The sequence below is a fragment of the Rhodococcus sp. KBS0724 genome (assembly GCF_005938745.2).
Lineage (GTDB): Bacteria > Actinomycetota > Actinomycetes > Mycobacteriales > Mycobacteriaceae > Rhodococcus_F.
On sequence record NZ_VCBX02000001.1, the window covers coordinates 4,855,501 to 4,876,654 of the forward strand.

The following is a 21,154-nucleotide window of genomic DNA, read 5'->3' on the forward strand; positions in this document are numbered from 1 at the left end:
TCCGTAGGTTTGGGTCTCACGACAGTCTCGGTGGGAAAAACTCAGCGCTCGAGGTACAACGGTTTCCGTGATCCGCTTGGCCGTCCCCACTGACCTACCAGCTCTGCAACTGATCGAAACAGCCGCGGGTGCGCCCTTCCGAGACATCGGAATGGACGCCGTTGCCGACGATCCCCCACCGACTCTGGAAGAGCTCGCGAAGTACCTCGGTGACGATCACATCTGGGTGATGACCGACGCCCACAGCACCCTTGTCGCGTATGCCCTTGTCGACATCATCGACGTCGGCGTTCACATCGAGCAGGTTTCCGTCCACCCCGAGCACTCACACAAAGGCTTCGGGGCACAGTTGATCGACTCCGTCACCGACTGGGCTATGACACATCATCACGATCTGGTGAGCCTGACTACGTTTGTCGACGTTCCCTGGAACGCGCCGTACTACGAGCGACTCGGCTTCGAGCGCATCCCCGAGAGCAGGCTCTCCCCTGATCTCGTCCGGATCCGCTCGCACGAACAAGCGGCCGGACTGGATTCATGGCCCAGGGTCGCGATGAGCCGGCCCACACTCAGGCGTCCGCCACCCACGTCCCGGATCGGATGAACTCGTCGAGCACCGCTGTCGGAGTCTCGAGTGACATACCTTCGGACGCAACCCACTCGTCGTTGTAGTACGTCCCCGAATAGCGTTCCCCACCGTCACAGAGCAAGGTGACGACACTACCGCTGCGTCCTGCCGCCATCATCTCCGCGATCAAGGCAAATGAGCCCCACAGGTTCGTTCCGGTCGAGCCACCGACCTTGCGTCCCAACGCGTCGCTGGCGTGGCGTGCGGCCGCAATGGAGCCGGCGTCTGGCACCTTGATCATCCGATCGACGACCTGACCGACAAACGACGGTTCGACGCGAGGTCGGCCGATGCCTTCGATTCGTGACCCGCGGGTACCGACGACGGACGGATCACCGGCCCGCCAGGCGTCGAAGAACACGGAGTGCTCCGGATCGACCACGCACAGTCCGGTGTCGAACTTGCCGTAGCGAAGAAAACGACCGATGGTCGCGCCCGTTCCACCGGTGCCTGCGCCGACGACAACCCACTCAGGAACCGGGTTTTCCTCACGTTCGAGTTGAGTGAAGATCGACGCCGCGATGTTGTTGTTTCCGCGCCAATCCGTCGCGCGTTCGGCATGCGTGAACTGATCCATGTAGTGCCCGCCCAACTCGTGCGCGAGCCGTTGGGATTCGGAGTAGATAGACGACGGGTCGGTGACGAAGTGGCAACGTCCGCCGTGCGCCTCGATCAGGGCGATCTTCGCGGGACTGGTGTGAGCGGGCATAACAGCCACGAATTCGAGTCCCAGCAACTTCGCGAAGTACGCCTCACTGACGGCTGTCGATCCGGACGAAGCTTCGATAACGGGCGTGCTTTCGGTAACCCAACCGTTGCAGATGGAATACAGGAACAACGAGCGCGCAAGACGGTGCTTGAGGCTGCCGGTGATGTGCGTCGACTCGTCCTTGAGGTAGAGCTGGACGGGCCAGTGGCTCGGTAGCGGGTACCGCAGGAGGTGGGTGTCTGCGCTGCGCTGAGCGTCAGCTTCGATCAGTCGGACCGCGTTGTCGACCCAACTTCTCGCGCTACGACGCGAGACGTCGACCACCTCCGACGTCACCGCTGGTCACCACGTAGTTTGGCGCGCAAGTCGTCACGGTCTTCGCGGCGCTGAGCGTCAACTGCGGCAATGCCGACATTGACGCGTTTACGCAACCGGGCAAACAGCAGCAGCGAGAGCGGAAGTGCGATCAAGACGGCAAACAGGGCAGCTACGAGCAGGGGAACCTCTGCACCGACGGCCTTTCCACCGAACATGATGATGGCACCGATTACGACTACCAGCAGGAGTCGGGCAACCGAGTAGAGCACGACATCTCTCGCCAATTGCCCCTTCGTGACAACCCCACCAGAGGCAATTGCTTGCCCAGAGTTAACGGGCTCCGACTTGGTCAAGTCAGGCTTAGAAGGCTGGTTTTCCGGACTTTCAGGCAACTTACTCACACTGCAAGGTTACCTACTCCGAGCGGCTAAAATAATCGGCCCGCTTTATCCGGTTTGTCCTTTACTTTTCCTTTACTTAAATATTAAGGATCGACTAACTGGGCAACTCTGTGCAAACATTGCGCTACCAATCCAAAAAAGGTCGAACGTGAGCAGCGGCCGCCGAAACAAACTCGGCGTAGGTTTTGAGCTACTGTTTCGAAACACATGTTCGACGCCAAGACGGAGGAACATCAGATGAGCGCACCAACATACAACGTAGCCGCAGACGCACTCATGACACCCGGCCAGGTCGCGGCTCTGTTTCACGTAGATCCCAAGACAGTCACACGCTGGGCACACGCCGGCCGACTGGGATCACTCCGCACTCCGGGCGGACACCGTCGCTTCCGCGAGACCGAGGTCATGCAGCTTCTGCGCTCACTGACCACCGAAGCCAACTGAAATACCGGAGCTTGCGCTCTACCCGAATGCTCTACACAAATACAGCACGGCGCACCCAGCCGCACCCACGTCCCAGGGATTCTGGTGATCCAGACCCGAGACTGAGTAGGCTCTTCCTTGTACTTGAAGGAGGTGCGCCGTGCTGTATCTGTTGGCGTTAGTAGGTTTGGTGACATTGGTCGTCCTGATGTGGAAAGCATTCGGACCGTCCCCCACTTCCCGAGCCTCGGGTGGCGGCGTGAAGGGGCCTGACGACGATCCCGAGTTCCTGTGGAATGTAAATCAGCAAACTCGACGCAAGCAGCAGGGCGGCCAAGACGGCGCTCCGACTGATTCGTCACAGTAGGTCCCGCTCATCCCAGTAGATCCTGATTTGCCTAGATCCTGATTTGTCACAGTAGGACCCGCACCAGGGCGATCGCCCCTACACAAGTACCAAGTAGGGCGGTCGCCCTGTGCGTGAGTAGGGCGACCGCCCGGTGCATGCTTCAGCGCTGCAGCGGACGGCCGTAGTGCGAACGCGGGAAGTCGTCGGCAACGGCGGCAGCAAGTTCGAAGAGAGCGTCCCTGGTACCCGATCGAAGTCGATCGAGGTCAATCTCGGCGCCTTCTTCGAGGTGCGGATCGAATGGAATCAGCCGAACGGTGCGGCACCGCTGTTCGAAATGCTCCACTACCCGAGGCAGATCGACCTTCCCGGAACCAGGCCGTACCGCATTGATGACGGCAACGGCGTTGGAAACCAGCGCGCTGTGTCCATGTGCGTCGAGCCAATCCAAGGTGGCGGAGGCACTGCGAGCACCGTCGACGGAACCGGAACTCACGACGATCAACGAATCTGCCTGTTCCAGAACCGCAGTCATGGCCGAGTGCATCAATCCGGTTCCGCAATCGGTGAGAACAATGCTGTAGAACTTTTCGAGCATCGTGACGGTGCGGGTGTAGTCCTCCCCGCTGAATGCTTCGGAAACCGCCGGATCACTGTCGGAGGCAAGCACTTCCAGACGGTGCCGACTCTGTGACGTGTAGCCGCGAACGTCGCTGTACTTCTCGATGGTCGCTTCGTCGCGCAGAAGGTTACGGACCGTGGCCGGGGTTTCGAGAGGAACTTTCTGGCTGAGCGTTCCACGATCCGGATTTGCGTCGATTGCGATGACACGATCACCGCGGACAGATGCAAACGTCGAGCCGAGAGTCGCTGTTGTCGTTGTTTTTCCAACCCCACCTTTGAGGCTGAGTACCGCAACTTTGTAGCAGCCCTGCATGGGCTGATTGATCTTGTTCGTCAACTCGAGCATCTGCTGATCTTTGGCGCCGTTGCCGAGGTTGAGGCTTCGCCCCGACAACGTGTACACCGCCTTGCGCCAGCCGCCGACCGGAGCGGGCTTCACTGGCTTGAGCAACAGCGCATTCGACAGATCTTGTGCCGACATCGGCAGCGATGACGGCAGGGGCTGATTCGGCAGAGGCTGATTCGGCAGGGGTGGCGAAACCGGAATCCGGGCAGCAGGCGGCATCTGACCGGCAGGCGCGGGCGCAGCCGGAAAATGGGGGCGGGGCGCCGGCGCCTGTTGCGCCGCAGCGGGATTCATCGCACCGAGATAGGCCGCACCAGGATTCACTGCCCCGAGATTGGCCGTACCCGGATTCACCCCTGAAGGATTGGCCGCACCAGGATTCCGGCCGACCCCAGGCGACGGTTCATAGGTTTGCGGCGGCAACGAAGCCGCGAATGGCCCGGACGCAAACTGCCCGTTGGCCGGCCCGGGAGGACCACCGGGGTACTGAATGGCAGGCGCACGCCCCGCGCTGGGGGCAGGCGGATTCGGGGCAGGGGCAGCAGTAGCGGGCGGAACTGTGTTGTCTGTCGGAGCGACAAACAAGCTTCGCATTCCCGGATCGACATCCTTGGGCGAGATAGGAGTCGGCGCATGCACAGGCTTCGGTGCGGCCTGCTGCTGTTGAGCCGGCGCCGGACGCACCGGTTCCCAGATCCCCGCGCCCGCGTCGTCCTTCTTGTCAGCCATGGTCCCGCCCCTGTCGAAATCTTCTGTGTCGATCACCCAGCCCGGTGTCTCCACCCAGCCCGGTACAGACACGACCATACAGCTATCGCGTAGCTAGTTTCCAAAGCCGGTACCCGTCCGCTGCGTACCCCACCGCACGTACATCGGGCGGGCACAAAAGCCCGACCGGTCGGCGACAACCCACCGTACCGGATCGACTCAGGTCAGTCCCGCGTAGGAATGCAGGCCGGACACAACCATGTTGATGATGAACAGATTGAAGAGCATCGCCACAAAACCGGCGATGTTGATCCAGGCGGCTTTCGTCTCGCGCCAACCGGATGTTGCTCGGGCGTGCAGGTAGGCGGCGTAGATCACCCAGGCGATGAAGGACACCGTCTCCTTGGGATCCCAGCCCCAGAACCGGCCCCACGCCGCTTCCGCCCAGATAGCACCCAGAATGACTCCGGCACCGAAGAGCGGGAAGGCGATGATGGTGCTCTTGTACGCCAGGCGGTCGAGCGTCTGGGCGTCGGGAAGCCGCTCGGCGATCCGGCCACCGATGCCTGAACCTTCTTCACCGGGAGGGAACTTCAGGCGCAGCAGGAACAAGATGCTGGCGATGCCACCGATCATGAAGATGCCGGATCCGACGCTCACGATGGTCACGTGAATCGGCAGCCAGTAGGACCGCAGTGCGGGAACCACAGGTGCGGCGTCGGCGTAGAGAACGGTTCCGGCCAGGAACATCAGGATCAGAACCGGAACGAGGAGGAAGACCCACATCGACCGATACGTTGCCTTTGCCAGCAGAACATGGCCGACCAACAACGCCGCAGCACATGCCATGGCAACAAACTCGTACATATTGCCGAGCGGGAATCGTGACGTGGCAAATCCACGGAGCACGATCGACGCGATGATCAGAACGGTGCCGACAACCAGGACTGCGCGGCCCATGCCACCGAAGCGCTCGGAGAGCGGCTTGGTCGGCTGCTCGGTCACGCGGCCAGGCAGAAGGGCGTCCCCACCCCCCGCGGCAACAAGCTCCCTCTCCTGAACGGATTTGGCGCGAGCGGACGCGTACTCCACGATCAGCAGTACAAACGCCAGAACCAGCACCGTGAAGGCCGATTTGAAGGCCCAGTCGCTGTACTGAGCGAGAGTCTCGTTGGTTGTCATCGGGCATTCTCCTGCACGTGCGGTGTGGTCACCGAGTTAGTCGAGTTGCTGTCTAGTAAACGATCTGCGAGACGCTCGAACTCGTCGCCCCAACCGGCGTGGTCGGTACGGGCAAGTCCGCCGAGCTCTACTACCGTACGTCGTTCGTCATCGAGATAGATACGGGCCCAGATTCTTCGACGCTTGATCAGGAGCGAGACCAGCAGTCCCGCCATCATGGTCAGTGCCGAGACCAGGACCCACTGCTGGGCGGGGTCGTGCGAAACCTGCAGGTTGACGAAGTCGACGGCGCCGTCGAATCGTACCTGCGTGCCGTCCGCCAATGTTGCGCTCTCGCCGGGGAACAGGTTGACACGATCCTGCTTGACCAGTCGGCCCTGATTGATGAGTTCGGTGTTGAGTTCGAACAGCGATTGCGGATTGCCGGTGTCGAGTCCGGTGTCACCCTTGTAGATGTCGATGGCAACGGCCGGATCGTTCATCGCCGGGAAGCTCGACGACAGCAGATTTCCGTGGAACAGTGCCGTCGGCGCGAACAACCCTTCGATGGCGATCTGATTCTTGCGTCGCTCGTCGGCATCCGGGTACATACCGCCGGGCGGGTCGAAACGCATCGCACCACTGCTCAGGAAGGTGGTGGCGTCGTCGGGTCGCCACTGGAGGGTCTCGGTGCGGGTCTCCCCGTTGGGGAAGGTGACCGTGAATGTCGGTGCGTAACCGTGGCCCTGCAAGTACACGCGATCACCGGCAATGCGCAGCGGGTGATTCACCGCGATGCTCGTGTCGCGCCAGGTGTCGGAGTCGATGTCATCGCCCGACTGGTACGAGATGTCCGAGGTGAACATCTCGGCCTGCCCGGTTTCCAGGTAGTCGGCCTCGAAGTTCTTGACCCGCACACACAGCGGCGTCATCCCGGTGCCGTCGAGGCTGAGTCCGGCGATGAAGGAGTCGAAGACGGCCGGCGACGTGGTGCAGAATCCCGGTCCGTCGTTGGCGATCACAATGCGGTTGCCTTCGTAGCCGAACAGCTTTCCGGCCGCGATGGCAATCAGGAGTCCGACCAGCGAGAGGTGGAAAACGAGGTTGCCGAATTCTCGGAGGTATCCCTTCTCCGCGGAGATCGTGATTTCACCGTCTCGCTTCGACCGCTCGTCGTCAGTGCGGGTCTCGACGCGCCAGCCTTTGAGCTCCTTGGACACACGCGCAGCCAACTCTTCGGGCGCGTCAGGGACGACGCTCGACGTGTGGTGCGGCAAGCGGGAGAGGTTGCGCGGCGCCGCCACGGGGCGGGTACGCAGAGCCTTCGCGTGTTCGACGCAGCGCGGCAGGATGCAGCCGACGAGCGAGATGAACAGCAGGGCGTAGATCGCGGTGAACCAGAAACTGCTGAATACGTCGAACAGTTCGAGCTTGTCCATCCACGGACCCAAGGTGGGCCGCGCGGCGATGTAGTCCGCAACCTTGCCCTCGTTGAGAGAACGCTGGGGCAACAGCGCGCCTGGAATTGCGGCGAGCGCGAGGAGGAAGAGCAGCATGAGCGCGGTCTTCATCGAGGTGAGACCACGCCACGTGTTGCGTCCGAGCGCGATGACTCGACCGATCAGCGACTGCCCAGGCAATGCCGAAGTCGAGTTGTCGTGATTATCGTCAGCTGTCATATCGGCAGCGTCACCTCCGAGATAAATGCGTCACGGACCCAGCCGACGAACTGGTCCCACGCGCCCGTGACGAGGGCAATGCCCACCGCCACCAACATGATTCCGCCGAAAATCTGAATTGTTCGCGCGTTGCGGCGCAGCCAACCGACGCCGTTCAAGGCGCGGGCCGACCCGAGGGCCAGGAAGATGAACGGCAAGCCGAGCCCGATGCAGTACGCCACGATCAACGTGACACCGCGAGCTGCGGTCATGCCTTCGGTTCCGGCGGCCACGGACATGACGCCGGCCAGCGTCGGGCCAAGGCATGGCGTCCAACCGAGCGCGAAAACACCACCGAGCAGCGGAGCGCCCACCAAGGACGACACTCGACGCGGCTCGAAGCGGACGTCTTTCTGCAGCGCGGGCACCAGGCCGATGAAGACGAGGCCCATCGCGATCGTGACAACACCGCCGACGCGCATCAGCACGTCGCGGTTGATCAACAGTGTGGAGATGACCCCGAACACGGAGGCTGTCGCCAGCACGAAGACGACGGTGAAGCCGGCCACGAACAGTCCGGCGGCGCCGGCAACTCGCAGACGACTGCTGCGAGCGATCGTTCGAGTCCTGGCTTCGTCGGCCGTGATTGCCGGGGCGTCCGCACCGACCACCCCGGCCAGGTAGGACAGGTAACCGGGAACCAGCGGCACTACGCACGGTGAGGCAAACGAGACCAGACCGGCGAGCAGGCACGCCCCCAGTGCAAGAAATAGTGGACCGGACGAGGCCGCATTTTGAAATGCTTCACCGACGCCCGCGCCGAGTGTTTCAGTACTTGCGAGTGTCATTGCTGCGCAGGCTCTTCCGCTGCAATTCGTTCGACCACGGGCAGGAGGTCCTCGGCAAGAAGTTCCTGCAGGAACACCGCGGCGACGCGATGCTGGCGGTCGAGGACGATGGTGGTCGGGATGACCGACGTCGGGTATCCCTTGCCCAGTGCGATCAGCGAGCGCATCGACGGGTCGTAGATCGAGGGGTACGAGACCTTGTTGTCGATGACGAAGTCCTGGGCCTTGTTCTTGGTGTCGTCGCGAACGTTGATGCCGAGGAACTGCACTCCGGAATCACGCGTCTGTTCGTAGACCTGTTCCAAGTCGTCGGCCTCGGCGCGGCACGGCCCACACCACTGGCCCCAGACATTGAGCACGACAACCTGGTCCGGGAAATCGCTGAGGGCGACAGTTGTGCCCTCCGTCATCAGATCCGGCCCGGCGAGCTTTCCGATGGTGCCTCGATCGGACGGCGGATCGTAGAAGATCTTCGTCTGGCCACCGGGCGAGACGAAGTCGAAAGTGCCGCCCGTCTGAACGGCGTCGTCGCCGGTCGCGCAGGACGAGAGAACGAGCATCGCTGCGGCAGCCGTGGCGACTGCTGCCGCGACCTTGCGGAAAATCATGCTCCGGTCACTCTCGGATCGGATGCGCCTGCGGGCTCGGAGTAGATGATGTCGACGAGGGTGTCACCTTCGTAGACGAGCGATGTGAGCGACGCGAGTCCGCACTGACGGTGACGCGGGTCGTGCCACAGGCGTTCGCCCTGCAGGAAGCGTCGCAGAGTCCACACCGGCAGCTGATGGCTCACAATGACGGCTTCGTGTCCGACGGCGGCAACGCGAGCGGCATTCACGGCAGCGAGCATGCGATGCGCAATCTGCAGGTAGGGCTCGCCCCACGACGGGGTGAACGGATCGCGCAACTTCCACCAGTGGCGCGGACGCGAGAGTGCGCCGTCACCGACGGCAACCTTCAGGCCCTCGAACTCGTTGCCGGCTTCGATCACGTTGTCGTCGGTGGTGATGTCGAGGCCGTGCGCCTCGGCGATCGGGGTCGCCGTTTCCTGTGCCCGCTGCAACGGCGACGCGACAACATGGGTGATGTCGTGATCGGCGAGAACAGCCGCGACCGCCCGGGCCTGCGCCTCACCCGCCACCGACAACCGGAATCCCGGTAGCCGTCCGTACAGGATCCCGCGCGGGTTGTGTACTTCACCGTGGCGAAGCACATGCACGATCGTGCGGGTGGACGTGTGGTCTGGGTGATCGGCGTCGGTCACAGTCGAGGGTCCTAGCTGAAGTAGGTGTGGGCTGAAGAAGGTGAGTGCAGATCTCAGGGCTTGACGGCTGCCGCGGCAGCCTTTGCTGCGTGTGGCAGAGCGTCGGCGATGATCGAGAATGCGCGATCGTCGAGTGCGGCCGAGACGAACCACGCTTCGAATGCGCTCGGCGGCGCGTACACGCCGCGAGCGAGCAATTCGTGGAAGAACGCGGGGAACCGCCACGTCTGCGCGGCCTTTGCCTCGTCGTAGTTCGTCACGGTGTTTTCGGAGAAGAACACGCTGACCAGTGTGCCCGCGTACTGCACCTTATGGACGACGCCTTCCGCGGTGAGTGCGTCGGACATGAGCGCGCCGAGGGTGGTGGCGTTCTTTCCGAGCTTGGCGTACACATCGGCGTCGGCAGCGCGCAGGTTCGCGAGACCGGCAGCAACGGCGACGGGGTTACCGGAGAGGGTGCCTGCCTGGTAAACCGGGCCGTCTGGCGCGAGATGGCCCATGATGTCGGCGCGACCGCCGAACGCCGCGGCCGGAAGACCGCCGCTCATGACCTTGCCGAAGGTGTAAAGGTCGCCGGCAACGTTGTCGATGCCGTACCAACCGGACGCGCTGACGCGGAATCCCGTCATCACCTCGTCCATGATCAGCAGGGCGCCGTGCTCACGGGTGAGTGCGCGCAGTCCCGCGTTGAAACCGGGCAGCGGAGCAACAGCACCCATGTTTCCGGCAGCGGCCTCGGTGATGACACACGCGATGGCGTCCGGGTTGGCCGCGAAGGCTGCGGCGACGGCGTCGAGATCGTTGTAGCGGACCACGATGGTGTCTTCGGCCTGGGCGCCGGTCACACCGGGTGACGTCGGCAATCCGAAGGTGGCAAGGCCAGATCCGGCGTCGGCCAGCAGGGCGTCGACGTGCCCGTGATAGCAACCGGAGAACTTGATGATCTTGGTGCGACCGGTGAAGCCGCGGGCCAGGCGCACTGCGCTCATGGTGGCTTCGGTGCCGGAGTTGACGAGGCGAACCTTCTCGACGGGCGCGACGCGGGCAACAATTTCTTCGGCCAGCTCGATTTCACCTTCGGTGGGAGCACCGAAGGACAGGCCGCCGAGGGCTGCCTCGCGGACAGCTTCCACTACTGCGGGGTGGGCGTGTCCGAGGATCATCGGCCCCCACGACGACACGAGATCGACGTACTTGTTGTCGTCGACGTCGGTCAGTGTGTAGCCGGATGCCTCACGGATGAATCGGGGTGTTCCACCCACCGAACCGAACGCTCGGACCGGCGAATTGACGCCACCTGGAATCACGTTGCCGGCCCGCTCGAAGAGCCGAGCCGAGTTCGTTGCATGCACGTCGAAATCACCGGAAGACACAGTCACGACCTCCAGTGTCCCAGTTCTGTCGAATCTGACAACGACAGGGTGTAGGAGTTACGGCACCGAAATGCGTTTTCCGGCCCCAACAGGCCAATTATGGGACTATTTGGGCCATGAGGCGACTGCTGACCACGCTGTTGATTCCAGTTGCGATTCTTGTCACATCCTGCAGTTCCGACGGGAAAACAGAGGCACCGACCGCTACGACGGTGACATCCGCTGCCGGTTCGGCAGTCAGCGCAGCCCCGGCCGCACCCCGCACCGAACCCGCTTTTCTGGGCGGTTGCTCGGCGGTCTCCGTCTACGTCACGCAGCAGACACAGACCGGAGGCGCCCCGGCGGACGCAGCGGCGAACTTCCTGAAAATCGTGGAAAACGACCCGTCGTATCAAGCGATGCCCGACGCGGACAAAGAACTGTTCAGAGAAGGAATCGAAGCCGGCGCCGCCGGAAACTGCTGACAGGTTCCACGCTCGCGCTAGGGTCGATCCCATGGCCACCACAGCGGACCACCTCAGGATTACTCTCGACGGACGCTGGCGGGAGGTGCGTGAGCGAGTTCGCGGCGAACTGTCCGACGAACGTTTTGCTCCGCATTACACTCCGAATCTCGCCATCGCCCGCACCAAGACCCTCGAACAGATGCGAATTCTTGCCGATCTCGGTTATGCCGCAAACGGTTTCGCGGTAGCACACGGCGGAACCGGAGATGCGGGCGGCGCCGTCACCAGTATCGAAATGCTCGCAATGTCCGACCTGTCCCTCATGGTCAAGGCCGGCGTCCAATGGGGACTGTTCGGCGGAGCCATCGAGAACCTCGGCACCGAACGCCACCACCAGGCCTACGTCAAACCCCTCATCGATCTGGAACTGCTCGGGTGTTTTGCCATGACCGAGACCGGCCACGGCAGCGACGTCCAGGAACTCGAGACCACCGCGACCTACGACGCGTCCACCGGCGAATTCGTGATCGACTCCCCCACGCCGTCGTCGCGTAAGGACTACATCGGCGGGGCTGCCGAACATGCCACCGTCGCAGCAGTGTTCGCGCAACTGATCACCGGCGGCGAGAGCCAGGGCGTGCACTGCTTCGTCGTTCCGATTCGCGATGCCGCCGGAAACGACCTCCCCGGCGTCACGACGTCGGATTGCGGTTTCAAGGGCGGACTACCCGGGGTCGACAACGGGCGCATCATGTTCGATCACGTGCGCATCCCCCGCGACAACCTTCTCAACCGCTACGCCGACGTTGCCGAGGACGGTACGTACAGCTCGGCGATCGAGAACCCGAATCGGCGGTTCTTCACGATGGTGGGAACGCTGGTTCGTGGACGTGTCACCGTCGGCGGTTCCGCAGCAGCAGCAGCACGGGTCGGCCTGGCCATCGCCAGCCGATACGCCCTGCAGCGCAGGCAGTTCAGCGCCCCCAAGAGCGACAACGAAGTCCTGATCATGGACTACCTCGTCCACCAGAAACGCCTGCTCCCCCTGATCGCGCGCTCGTACGCTCTGCAGTTCGCGCAGAACGAACTGGTTGCCGCAATGCATGACATCCAGAGCAGCGAGAACCCGGAACCACAGGAGCAGCGAGAACTCGAGGGACGAGCCGCCGGACTCAAGGCAGCCAACACGTGGCATGCCACTCGCGCCATTCAGGAGGCACGCGAAGCCTGCGGCGGCGCAGGCTATCTCGCCGAGAACCGCCTCACCGCGTTGAAAGCCGACACCGATGTCTTCACGACATTCGAGGGCGACAACCATGTACTGACACAACTGGTTGCCAAGGAACTGCTGACGTCCTACGCCGACGAAGTGCGCGGCATGAGCCCCGTCGACTGGATGCGTTTCGCCGCTACGACGGTCTCCGATGTGGTCAAGAAACGTACTGCGGCCCAACAGATCCTGCAGACCATTGTCGACACGCGACAGGACAACGAGGAGGACGGCAGCCTCTTCAACCGCGGCACTCAGATGAAGATGTTCGAGGATCGCGAGGAGTACCTACTCTCCACGGCAGCACGGAGATTGCAGGCAGCGCAGAAGCGCGAGGAGAATCCGTTCGACGCTTTCAACTTCGTGCAGGACCACGTGCTCAAAGCCGCGCAGGCGCACATCGAGCGCGTCATCCTGGAAGCCTTTGTTGCCGGTATCGATTCGTGCGAGGACGAGGCGGCGAAGGAACTTCTCGGTGAGGTCTGCGACCTCTACGCGCTCTCCGTCATCGAGGAAGACAAGGCCTGGTTCATGGAGCACCGGCACCTGTCCGTGGAACGGTCGAAGGCCGTCACGCGCGGCATCAACGAACGCTGCCGCACTCTGCGCCCGCATGTCGCGACGCTGATCGAAGGGTTCGGGATTCCGGAATCGCTGCTGGGCTCGGCGATGCTCGACCGGGACGGCACGGACGCCGTACGGCTGAAGTAAAAATCAGGTGGGGCTGGTAAGTACCAGCCCCACCGATTCTTATTGTGCTACTGCTTTCTTCGACTGTCGCGAGGCAACTAAACCGGTGAGTCCGAGAGCCGCGACCAACCAGATACCGAGAACGATCAGGTGCGGGCCGGCGCCGTTGCCACCGAAGTAGATGACGGAACGAATGGGCTCCATGGCCGCTGACCCCAGCCAGAACGAGTGGATGTGCTGCCAGAACCCCGGCAGGAACGACACCGGAATCGCGCCGCCCGAACTCGGGAAGTTGATGAAGACCAACACCGTCAAGACTGCGAAGATCGCGGCCTGGCCGAGCAGTCGATTCAGCAGGATGCTCACGGCACCGACGGTGAAGGTGTACAGCATCGAGATCCCCAGCAGTTGCAGGATCTGACCGAATGACGCCCCGAATGCGTGCATGAAGATGCTGGTGATTCCGAAGGCGATGAGCGGGGTGAGGATGGCCGCACCAGCCAGAATCGAATACTGCTCTTTGAGGCGCATTCTCGGCGCGACCTGGCTGAGCACCGTGATGGTCAGGTATCCACCGAGGGTGCAGACGATCAGGAAGTAGAACAGTCCGACGGTCGACGAATCACGCGCGGTGACGGGTGCCGAGTCGACCACGGTGACCTGTTGTCCGGTTTGATCCGCGATGGAATGGGCCAGATTCGTCACCACGGAAACCGTCGAGGCGCCCGCTCCGGTGGCGACGTGTGCGGTGACGGTGTCGCCGATCTCGATTGCGCCGATGGCATCGCGATTGTTGATGCGATCGATGGCGTCGTCGACATTGTCGGTGGCAACGATGTCGAACTTGTCGCCAGACGACGCTTCGATTCCGTCGATCAGGGGCGCCGTGACGGATGCGGGGCCGGCCACGACGATCGGCGCCTGATTCGGCATCGGCGAGTGGAAGGCACTGACGTAGCACAGGCAGAACATGATGACGAAGAACAGTGGGAAGGCTAGGCCACTTCCCACCATTTTCCAGTTCGTGGGTGGATCGACCGGCTGCGCCGTTTCGCTCGGGATCCTGACGTCGGTTTCTGTCATATTTTCTGCCCTTTTCCGCTATCCGCACCTACTGTCAACACTGTTGACAGACTCAACAGTCAACACCGTTGACAGGCTAGAGTCAACACTGTTGACATTGAGGTCGGCGTGAGAACGAGCACAGAGGTCGATGTCGTGACGCAGCGCAAACAGATTTCAGAGCAAGAGCATCCCTCGACGCCTGAGGCGATTCGCGCTGCGGCATTCCAACTGTTCGGCGAGCACGGGTTCGGCGGCACATCAGTTCGGGCCATCGCCAAACTCGCCGGAATAGATCCGGCGCTGGTGATACGACACTTCGGTTCGAAGGAATCACTATTCCTCGAGACCACACCGGTCGAGGACTACTTCAAGGGGTCGTTCGACGGCCCACTCGACACACTCGGCGAGCAGATCGCCTCATTTGTCCTGGGTAAAGCGGACGCCCGGATGCTGTCGGTACACACCGCACTCATGCGGGCGTCCGACAGTCCGCGCATCCGCGAGCGACTTCGCGAGATGTCAGGCACGTTTGCCACCAACCTCGCCGCCCGTTTGCCGGGCGACGACGCCTACACGCGCGCACTCCTCGTCTCTGCCCAGGTTTCAGGATTGTTGAGCACGCTCAGCGCCGAGAGCATTCCACCGACGACCGATCGAGACCAGTTGGCAAAACTCTACGGCCGAGCGATGCAGACGCTGATCGATCAGTACTGAGAAATGACCTCGTCGGCAAATCGCCGAATCGAGTCGAGCCTGCCCTGACGATCTCCCGGGTCGACGCCGTAGCGATACCACGGCAGCACCCTGATTTCCGTGACGCCGAGGGTTTCGAGTTCGCGATATCCGCCGAGATCGCGAACATCCGTCGGCGATACGTTGATGTCGAAGGGGACGTCTGCGCGTCCGAATTCGGCACGCAGTTGCGTGAGACGGTCGATGGCAGAGGCCAATTCGGCTTTGGTCGTGTTTACCGACATCCAACCGTCGGCGAGCCTGGCGGCGCGGCGCAATCCAGGTTCACTGTGGCCACCGATGTAGATCGGAACGGGAATCTCCGGAGCCGGACTGATCATAAGTGCGTCGAAATCGTAGTGCTTGCCGTGGTATTCAACCCATTCCGGGCCACGACCGGCACACACTGCCTTGATGATCTCGATTGCTTCATCGGTGCGCGCACCACGGGTACGCATCTCGGTGCCGGTGAAGGTGAATTCCTCGGGAATCCAGGACAACCCGACGCCGAGCGCGACGCGGTTCCCCGACATCACCGCCATGGTCGATACCTGCTTGGCCGTCAACAACGGATCACGGAGCGGAAGCTTGAATACATTGGTGTAAAACTGGATTCGTGACGTCACCGCTGCCATTGCCGTCATGGCAATGAAAGGATCCGGCATCGGGGTCTCGGGTGCCCACATCCGCTTGCCGTCAGCGGTGTACGGATACGGCGCCGACACCTGCTCCGGATAGAACACGGAATCCGGCATCGCGATACTGTCGAACCCTGCTTCTTCTGCGGCCTGAGCCAACTCGCACAGTTCCAGAGCGTCGATCATCGCGCCCGCCAACGACCACTTCATCGTTCCACCATTTTCATCGGTACTCGACTGACATTGTCATACACGACCGTATTGTCTTGCGGCAGGCAATCACTCGACAGATCCTGATGACCGGGACGGTCATCAGGATCGCTCTCGCACCCAACTTACTTCGGCGAGATCCAGGCGTCGTCGAGGAACATGATGTCGGTGATGTTGCGTTTGACGCCGTGAATGTTGTCGTCCCACGCGGTCAATACCGATGCCGGGCCCCAGATTGCGTAAGGCACAGTCTGATTGGCATACTCCTGCACCTTGCTGATGGCGTCACGGACAGCATCGTCCGTCGGCGCAGTCTGCACAGCTGTGACCAGTGTGTCCATCTGCGGGTCCGCGAAACCGGAAGGATTGTTCTTCGAATCACTGGCCATACTGTTGTACAAATTGATGTACGGCGCTTCTTCTCCGACCGGAGCACCGCCTCGCGTCATATCGAAATCATGGTCTTTGTACACCCGGCGGACCAGATCCGTCACGTCGGTTGCATAGTCGATAGCGACGTCGAAGCCGATGGCATTCAGTGACGCCTGCACCGTCAATGCCGTCGCCTGCTGGCCCGGCTCCGAGGTTGTGAGGTAACGGAGTTTCCCGTCGTACCCGTCTGCCTTCGCTTGATCGAGCAGCGCCTTTGCCTTTACCTGATCGAACGGAATACCCGCGGTGTTGTTGTACCAGCGCGACGTCTCCGGAACCAGTTCGGAACTGGCGGTACCTAATCCGTTGTTCGCACGGGTATTGATCGCTTCCGGATCCACCCCGTAGGCGATCGCCTGGCGGACGCGAACATCGGCTCCCGGCCTGCCCTCACGGTTGTTGATCGTGCCGATCCCGTTCTGCCCGGTGGGACTGAGATAGCCGGAGTACCCGTCGTCGAGAGCTTGTTTGATAACTGCCTCGTCGCGAAGAATGTACGTCATGTCGATCTGACCACTCTTCAGCGATTCATACTGAGATACTGCGCCCGACGTGGGAACAAACCGTACCGTGTCGAGCGGAGGTCTACCACCCGGATAGTCCGTGCGTGCGGCGAGTATCAGCTCTTCGTGCGGCGCGAACTTGGCCAAAGTGAACGGCCCCGCCCCGATCGGGGTGAATGTTCCACCGGCCTCGGAGCTTCGCGCAACGATCATGCCGGGCCCGAGCGACAACAACGCCGGGAATTGATTCCATGGTCTTGTGAGCCTGAACTCCACCGTGGTGGCGTTCGGCGTATCGACTCGGTCGACGATGTTCAACCAGGTCTGGGACACATCGCCCTTGCCCGCAACGAATCGATCGATGCTCCACTTCACCGCTTCCGCGTCGAGTGGGCTTCCGTCACTGAAGGTCAGACCGTCTGCCAAAGTGACGGTGTACGAAGTGAAGTCGCCGTTGTTCGTCAGCGCCTTCGCGAGTTGCGGCACAAAGCTCCCGCTTACGGAGTCGCTGCGCACCAGCGTGTCGTAAATTGCGGCCATTTCGGTTCCGCCGGTCGAGCCGGCGGCTTGAGTTTTGGTGGGATCCAACGAGGACGGGAACGAGTAGGACCCGAAGGTCACGGTCCCGCCGTCAACTGGCTCTCCGGCGTCCTGCGCGCCTACAAAACCCGCTGCACCGCCACTTGTTTGAGAGTTCGCGTCTGACGACTCGCCATTGCTCGACGCGCAGCCGGTCAACAACAATGCACCGGCTATGCCGAGCGCGATCAGTCGAGTTCCTGATCGAATTATTCTGGTGTGCATACGATTCCCATACTGAAGTTGCGCGCCGGATGTCGTACTACGCGGCCGATACGACCGCGTAGTACGACTGTTCACACCGGACCGGGTGAGCCTGCCTGCTTTAGAGCTTGATTACCTTCGACGTCGGGATCGGGTGCGAGTCCGCCTTGATCCAGCGCAGCGCCCACGTCCCCTCCGCGTGCGAATCCGTGTTGATCCAGTTGCCGTAACCCGGATCCTTCGCCGCCACCACGATTGTCAGGGTGCCGTCGTCATTGAGCTTCGCGGTGTGATTGTTGATGTAGATGTTCGTCCGGTTGTAGTCGAGCGACTCCACCCAGAAGTTCTGCAGCACAAAGTTGAAGTACTCGCAGTTGGGGACCTCGGTTTCGATGACCCACGCCTCGTCCTCGGCGAGCTTCCAGTAGCCGTGCAAGTAGAAGATCGTCGGATCACCGCCGGCGTTCTGGAAGTAGTCCTGTCCCCAGTCGAAGATCTCGTTGGCGCGGGGCTGGAACTTGCGCGACCATTCGAGGAAGGTCTCCGCCATCCCCTTCACGATCCCGACCGACTTACTCAGGCGCACGCCCAACTCTTCCGGACTCAGCGGCTCGAAGTCGCCGTCCGGGTTCAGGCACTCGATGTTCAGATCACCAACGACCTCGTTGCGCCGATCCTGGTGGGTCTGCCGGACCGAGATGAGGTTGCTGTCGACGGCCAACGGCAGCCAAGCACCCTCTGCGGGCTTCTCCACGCTCGCGATGAACTCGAAACGGCCGTTCTCGTCGACCTCGAGGTCCTGAATATGCAGGTCACCGGTCTGCAGCATCGTGCCATCGATGTGGTACCGATTGACGCGGGAGCCGAAGGTGATCAGCGGGACAGTGCCGCGGGTGCCGATGATCCGGTAGCTGTACTTACCGGAAATGTTGGCGCGCATGTAGACGTTGTCCGGGTTGTCGGCACCGATCTTCGTCATCATGTTGGGGTTCGGCGCCGAGGTGAACTTCGGCCAACGCGGATCGGTGTACTCGACGCAGTTGATCGTGCCGTAGCGGAGCAACCGACTCAGGTAGCGGACGCCTTCGGCCTGGGTCAGCGGATCCTGAGGAACGATCTCGTCCTCGAGGACCTTCCCGACCTCGAGCAGCTCTGCGCAGAACTTTTCCCAAGTGGCATTCATACGAGTATCCCTGTTCTGGTTGATGTTTCGATGGTCATGACTGTCTCGGTGTTCAGGGCGTTGTGGCGAATTTCGCTTCGACGTCCGCAGCCGTCACGCCGAACTCCTCGAGCGAGTAGCGGTGCGACGGACGACGGTGCTCAGCCAGGCTGGCCTGGTGCGACGCCTCCACCGCGGCGCGAGCCTCGTCGGTGAAGGGCAGGGCGAACTGTGCGTAGATCTTCTCGACGGTGCCGACTGCATCGGAGATGAAGTCTTTGTAGTCGACGTCGATGAACTGATCCGGGTTGTAGCGGGTGCGCGCACTGTTGAAGTTCGCATTCCCGCGCGCCCACAGGTCGAGCTGGGTGCGCCCGATGGCCGGACGGTCGAAGGCCCTCGACATGTCGTGTCCGCCCTGTTCCGCGAGGCTGAAAGTGGACGCCATCGACGTCAGCGGGTCCCGGAAGGTGCGAACGAACAAGGCGTCGGGATAGACCTTCATGATCTCGTCGATCGCGAAGACATGGCTCGGACTCTTGAGCACCCACCGTCGGTCCGTGTCGTGGAGTCCGATCAGCTGCAGGTTCTTCTTGTGCCGCGCGTACGTTTCGGTCCAGTCCTGCCCTGCGAGCCACTGGGTGTAACTCGGCACGTATGCGACGGTCTCGAAGGCAGTGGAGAGCATCGTCTGCTGCAGCAGCCGCCAGCATTCCTCGACTTCCTCCGCACCCATGAAATGCACCTTCATCAGGTCCGCCTCGTTGCGCTGACGGGCACGGTAGAAGGCGTCGGCACGCACGTAATCCTCGTTCTCCGACCACTTGTCGCGATCGGGACGCGGCTGCGGCGTCTCCGCGAGCCACATCTCGGCGCCCTGGTGTGCCGGGTCCGCGCCGAGCAACCGATGGAGCGCGGTGCTACCGGTTCGCGTCAATCCGACTACGAAGATCGGACGCTCGATCGGAACGTCGACATGCTCGGGGTATTTCGCAAATCCGGCCTCGCTGGTCAGACGCCCCGCGAGCGCACCGATGATCATCTTGCGAGCGATCACCTTGCCGTGCGGGGTAAGGTCAGCGTCCTGCTGGAACGACTCGAGCAGAACCTGAAGGCCCTCGAGGTAACCGTCGCTGCCGAAATCTTCGTAGCCGGCCACCTCGCGCGCGGCCTGGTGCAGATCCTCGATCGAACCGATGCCGTCGTAATCCTGTGTCATCTGTAATTCCTGTGTTCCGTAGTTGCGGGTGAGAGTGGTTCAGTGGTGGGTGTGACCGCAGTTGACGTCGAGACATTGCCCGGCGATGGCTCTGGCCGAATCGGACAAGAGGAAGACGACGGCATTGGCGATGTCGTCGGGTTCGGGTAGCCGGCGCAAATCGGCGCCCGCAGCAACCTCGTCGTAAATGACCTTGGGGTCGACTCCTGCTGCCGCCGCCTTCTTCTCGAACATATTCTTGACCGAGTCCGCCCAGATGTAGCCGGGAGCAACCGAGTTCACTCGAATCCCCTTGGGGCCGAGATCGATCGACAAGCTTCGCGCCATTGCCAGGAGTCCGGCCTTCATAATGCGGTAGGCCCCGAACCCCGGAAGCTGATTGCGCAGCACCATGGACGTCACCATCACCACGGAGCCCTGCGCCTCGGTCAATGCCGGCACCAAGGCGCGTGTGACGTTCAACGCCGCAAGCAGGTTGATGTCGATACCCGACTGGATGGACGCCAAGTCCGCGTCCAGAAGCGGGACCTGTGCCGGTTGGACGAACGCGTTGTTCACGAGGCAGTCCACGGCACCGAACTCGGCGACCGCAGTCTCCGCCAACGACGCGATCGAATCGACGTCGGTGAGATCGGTCGGAACGGCCAGTGCAATTCCACCGCGATCACGGATCTCGGTCGCCACCGATTCCAAACGTTCAGGAGTGCGGGCAGCCAGAACAACTTTCGCTCCGGCCGCCGCACTCTGCAGCGCGATCGAACGACCCAGCGCCGGCCCCACTCCGGATACCACCACAACTTTGCCGGCCAGCAGGCCGTTGGCGCTCAACACAGTGCCTGCGGATCGAGAACCACACTCAGAGAAACGATCTTGCAGTTCTCGTCGAACTCGAAGAGATCCGAGGCTGCGAAGTCGGGGATACCAACGCGCTGCACCCGCAGCTGCATGGCTGCATACTTTCCCGCCACCACAATCGGCCCGAGCAGGCTCACCGTGAAGTCGACCTGCGCGTTCGCCGTGTCGAATGCGCGAATCTCGTCGATCCCTCGGTAGGTCTTTACCCCCAGAGGTTCGTGTTGAACGGCGTCGGCGGCAAACAGCGCAACCAACTGGTCAACGTCGTGACTTCCGAGATACTTGACGTAATCTTCTACGGCAGAAATGATTTCAGCCCTGTCAGGCACAGCTACTCCT

At 61.9% G+C, this 21,154-nt stretch carries 22 protein-coding genes; 6 read left to right on the top strand and 16 right to left on the bottom strand.

From position 1 onward, the window contains the following. Nucleotides 1-67 precede the first annotated feature (67 nt). On the top strand, nt 68-604 hold the full coding sequence (locus FFI94_RS22340; protein ID WP_138869732.1) for a GNAT family N-acetyltransferase: 537 nt from the start codon (nt 68-70) through the stop codon (nt 602-604). On the opposite strand, the gene FFI94_RS22345 is transcribed toward FFI94_RS22340, so the two are convergent. Together FFI94_RS22345 and FFI94_RS22350 are read right to left on the bottom strand one after the other, a co-directional pair. Continuing rightward, nucleotides 570-1,673, bottom strand: a complete 1,104-nt coding sequence (locus tag FFI94_RS22345) for a PLP-dependent cysteine synthase family protein (protein ID WP_138869733.1) — start codon at nt 1,671-1,673, stop codon at nt 570-572. The genes FFI94_RS22340 and FFI94_RS22345 overlap by 35 nt on opposite strands. Further along, nucleotides 1,670-2,056, bottom strand: a complete 387-nt coding sequence (locus tag FFI94_RS22350; protein ID WP_138869734.1) for a DUF4229 domain-containing protein — start codon at nt 2,054-2,056, stop codon at nt 1,670-1,672. The genes FFI94_RS22345 and FFI94_RS22350 overlap by 4 nt, the downstream gene beginning before the upstream one ends. Before the next feature lie 237 nt (nt 2,057-2,293). Here FFI94_RS22350 and FFI94_RS22355 point away from each other — a divergent pair, with 237 nt between their 5' ends. Together FFI94_RS22355 and FFI94_RS22360 are read left to right on the top strand one after the other, a co-directional pair. Continuing rightward, the gene (locus FFI94_RS22355) at nt 2,294-2,500 is read left to right on the top strand and encodes a BldC family transcriptional regulator (protein WP_033235774.1); all 207 of its coding nucleotides are present in this window, start codon (nt 2,294-2,296) and stop codon (nt 2,498-2,500) included. A 139-nt stretch (nt 2,501-2,639) separates the two neighbouring features. Further along, complete coding sequence (locus FFI94_RS22360; RefSeq protein WP_033235464.1) at nt 2,640-2,846, top strand: hypothetical protein; 207 nt, start codon at nt 2,640-2,642, stop codon at nt 2,844-2,846. Nucleotides 2,847-2,988: 142 nt separating this feature from the next. Here FFI94_RS22360 and FFI94_RS22365 read toward each other — a convergent pair whose 3' ends face one another. From FFI94_RS22365 to hemL, 7 genes are all read right to left on the bottom strand, one after another. After that, on the bottom strand, nt 2,989-4,392 hold the full coding sequence (locus FFI94_RS22365; RefSeq protein WP_397495578.1) for a MinD/ParA family protein: 1,404 nt from the start codon (nt 4,390-4,392) through the stop codon (nt 2,989-2,991). 333 nt (nt 4,393-4,725) lie between these two features. Further along, the gene (gene ccsB, locus FFI94_RS22370) at nt 4,726-5,688 is read right to left on the bottom strand and encodes a c-type cytochrome biogenesis protein CcsB (protein WP_138869736.1); all 963 of its coding nucleotides are present in this window, start codon (nt 5,686-5,688) and stop codon (nt 4,726-4,728) included. Then, nucleotides 5,685-7,346 (bottom strand): cytochrome c biogenesis protein ResB, encoded by a 1,662-nt coding sequence (locus FFI94_RS22375; RefSeq protein WP_138869737.1) that lies wholly within the window; start codon nt 7,344-7,346, stop codon nt 5,685-5,687. Before FFI94_RS22375 ends, ccsB begins: the two co-directional genes overlap by 4 nt. Next, nucleotides 7,343-8,173, bottom strand: a complete 831-nt coding sequence (locus tag FFI94_RS22380; protein ID WP_138869738.1) for a cytochrome c biogenesis CcdA family protein — start codon at nt 8,171-8,173, stop codon at nt 7,343-7,345. The genes FFI94_RS22375 and FFI94_RS22380 overlap by 4 nt, the downstream gene beginning before the upstream one ends. Further along, nucleotides 8,170-8,781 (bottom strand): TlpA disulfide reductase family protein, encoded by a 612-nt coding sequence (locus tag FFI94_RS22385; RefSeq protein ID WP_138869739.1) that lies wholly within the window; start codon nt 8,779-8,781, stop codon nt 8,170-8,172. The genes FFI94_RS22380 and FFI94_RS22385 overlap by 4 nt, the downstream gene beginning before the upstream one ends. Beyond that, a complete protein-coding gene (locus tag FFI94_RS22390; protein ID WP_138869740.1) occupies nt 8,778-9,437 on the bottom strand; it encodes a histidine phosphatase family protein in 660 nt (219 codons plus the stop codon). Before FFI94_RS22390 ends, FFI94_RS22385 begins: the two co-directional genes overlap by 4 nt. A 53-nt stretch (nt 9,438-9,490) precedes the next feature. Next, nucleotides 9,491-10,816 (bottom strand): glutamate-1-semialdehyde 2,1-aminomutase, encoded by a 1,326-nt coding sequence (gene hemL / locus FFI94_RS22395; RefSeq protein WP_138869741.1) that lies wholly within the window; start codon nt 10,814-10,816, stop codon nt 9,491-9,493. 110 nt (nt 10,817-10,926) lie between these two features. Here hemL and FFI94_RS22400 point away from each other — a divergent pair, with 110 nt between their 5' ends. After that, on the top strand, nt 10,927-11,274 hold the full coding sequence (locus tag FFI94_RS22400) for a hypothetical protein (RefSeq protein WP_138869742.1): 348 nt from the start codon (nt 10,927-10,929) through the stop codon (nt 11,272-11,274). 31 nt (nt 11,275-11,305) lie between these two features. Beyond that, entirely contained in the window at nt 11,306-13,237 is a 1,932-nt protein-coding gene (locus FFI94_RS22405) for an acyl-CoA dehydrogenase (RefSeq protein ID WP_138869743.1), read from the top strand. 39 nt (nt 13,238-13,276) lie between these two features. On the opposite strand, the gene FFI94_RS22410 is transcribed toward FFI94_RS22405, so the two are convergent. Further along, on the bottom strand, nt 13,277-14,299 hold the full coding sequence (locus FFI94_RS22410) for an ABC transporter permease (RefSeq protein WP_138869744.1): 1,023 nt from the start codon (nt 14,297-14,299) through the stop codon (nt 13,277-13,279). Between the two features lie 108 nt (nt 14,300-14,407). On the opposite strand from FFI94_RS22410, the gene FFI94_RS22415 reads away from it, so the two are divergent. Further along, nucleotides 14,408-14,995, top strand: a complete 588-nt coding sequence (locus FFI94_RS22415) for a TetR family transcriptional regulator (protein WP_313905546.1) — start codon at nt 14,408-14,410, stop codon at nt 14,993-14,995. Here FFI94_RS22415 and FFI94_RS22420 read toward each other — a convergent pair. The 6 genes from FFI94_RS22420 to FFI94_RS22445 all read right to left on the bottom strand — a co-directional run bounded on the left by FFI94_RS22420 (nt 14,986) and on the right by FFI94_RS22445 (nt 21,144). Further along, nucleotides 14,986-15,861 (bottom strand): TIGR03619 family F420-dependent LLM class oxidoreductase, encoded by an 876-nt coding sequence (locus tag FFI94_RS22420; protein WP_138869745.1) that lies wholly within the window; start codon nt 15,859-15,861, stop codon nt 14,986-14,988. The genes FFI94_RS22415 and FFI94_RS22420 overlap by 10 nt on opposite strands. 125 nt (nt 15,862-15,986) lie before the next feature. After that, complete coding sequence (locus tag FFI94_RS22425) at nt 15,987-17,600, bottom strand: ABC transporter substrate-binding protein (protein WP_138869746.1); 1,614 nt, start codon at nt 17,598-17,600, stop codon at nt 15,987-15,989. Between the two features lie 100 nt (nt 17,601-17,700). After that, nucleotides 17,701-18,762 (bottom strand): DUF1214 domain-containing protein, encoded by a 1,062-nt coding sequence (locus FFI94_RS22430; protein WP_138869747.1) that lies wholly within the window; start codon nt 18,760-18,762, stop codon nt 17,701-17,703. 52 nt (nt 18,763-18,814) lie between these two features. Further along, the gene (locus tag FFI94_RS22435; RefSeq protein WP_138869748.1) at nt 18,815-19,960 is read right to left on the bottom strand and encodes a sulfotransferase; all 1,146 of its coding nucleotides are present in this window, start codon (nt 19,958-19,960) and stop codon (nt 18,815-18,817) included. Nucleotides 19,961-19,999: 39 nt separating this feature from the next. Further along, on the bottom strand, nt 20,000-20,791 hold the full coding sequence (locus FFI94_RS22440; RefSeq protein ID WP_138869749.1) for an SDR family oxidoreductase: 792 nt from the start codon (nt 20,789-20,791) through the stop codon (nt 20,000-20,002). Beyond that, on the bottom strand, nt 20,785-21,144 hold the full coding sequence (locus FFI94_RS22445; protein ID WP_138869750.1) for a nuclear transport factor 2 family protein: 360 nt from the start codon (nt 21,142-21,144) through the stop codon (nt 20,785-20,787). The genes FFI94_RS22440 and FFI94_RS22445 overlap by 7 nt, the downstream gene beginning before the upstream one ends. Nucleotides 21,145-21,154: the final 10 nt, after the last annotated feature.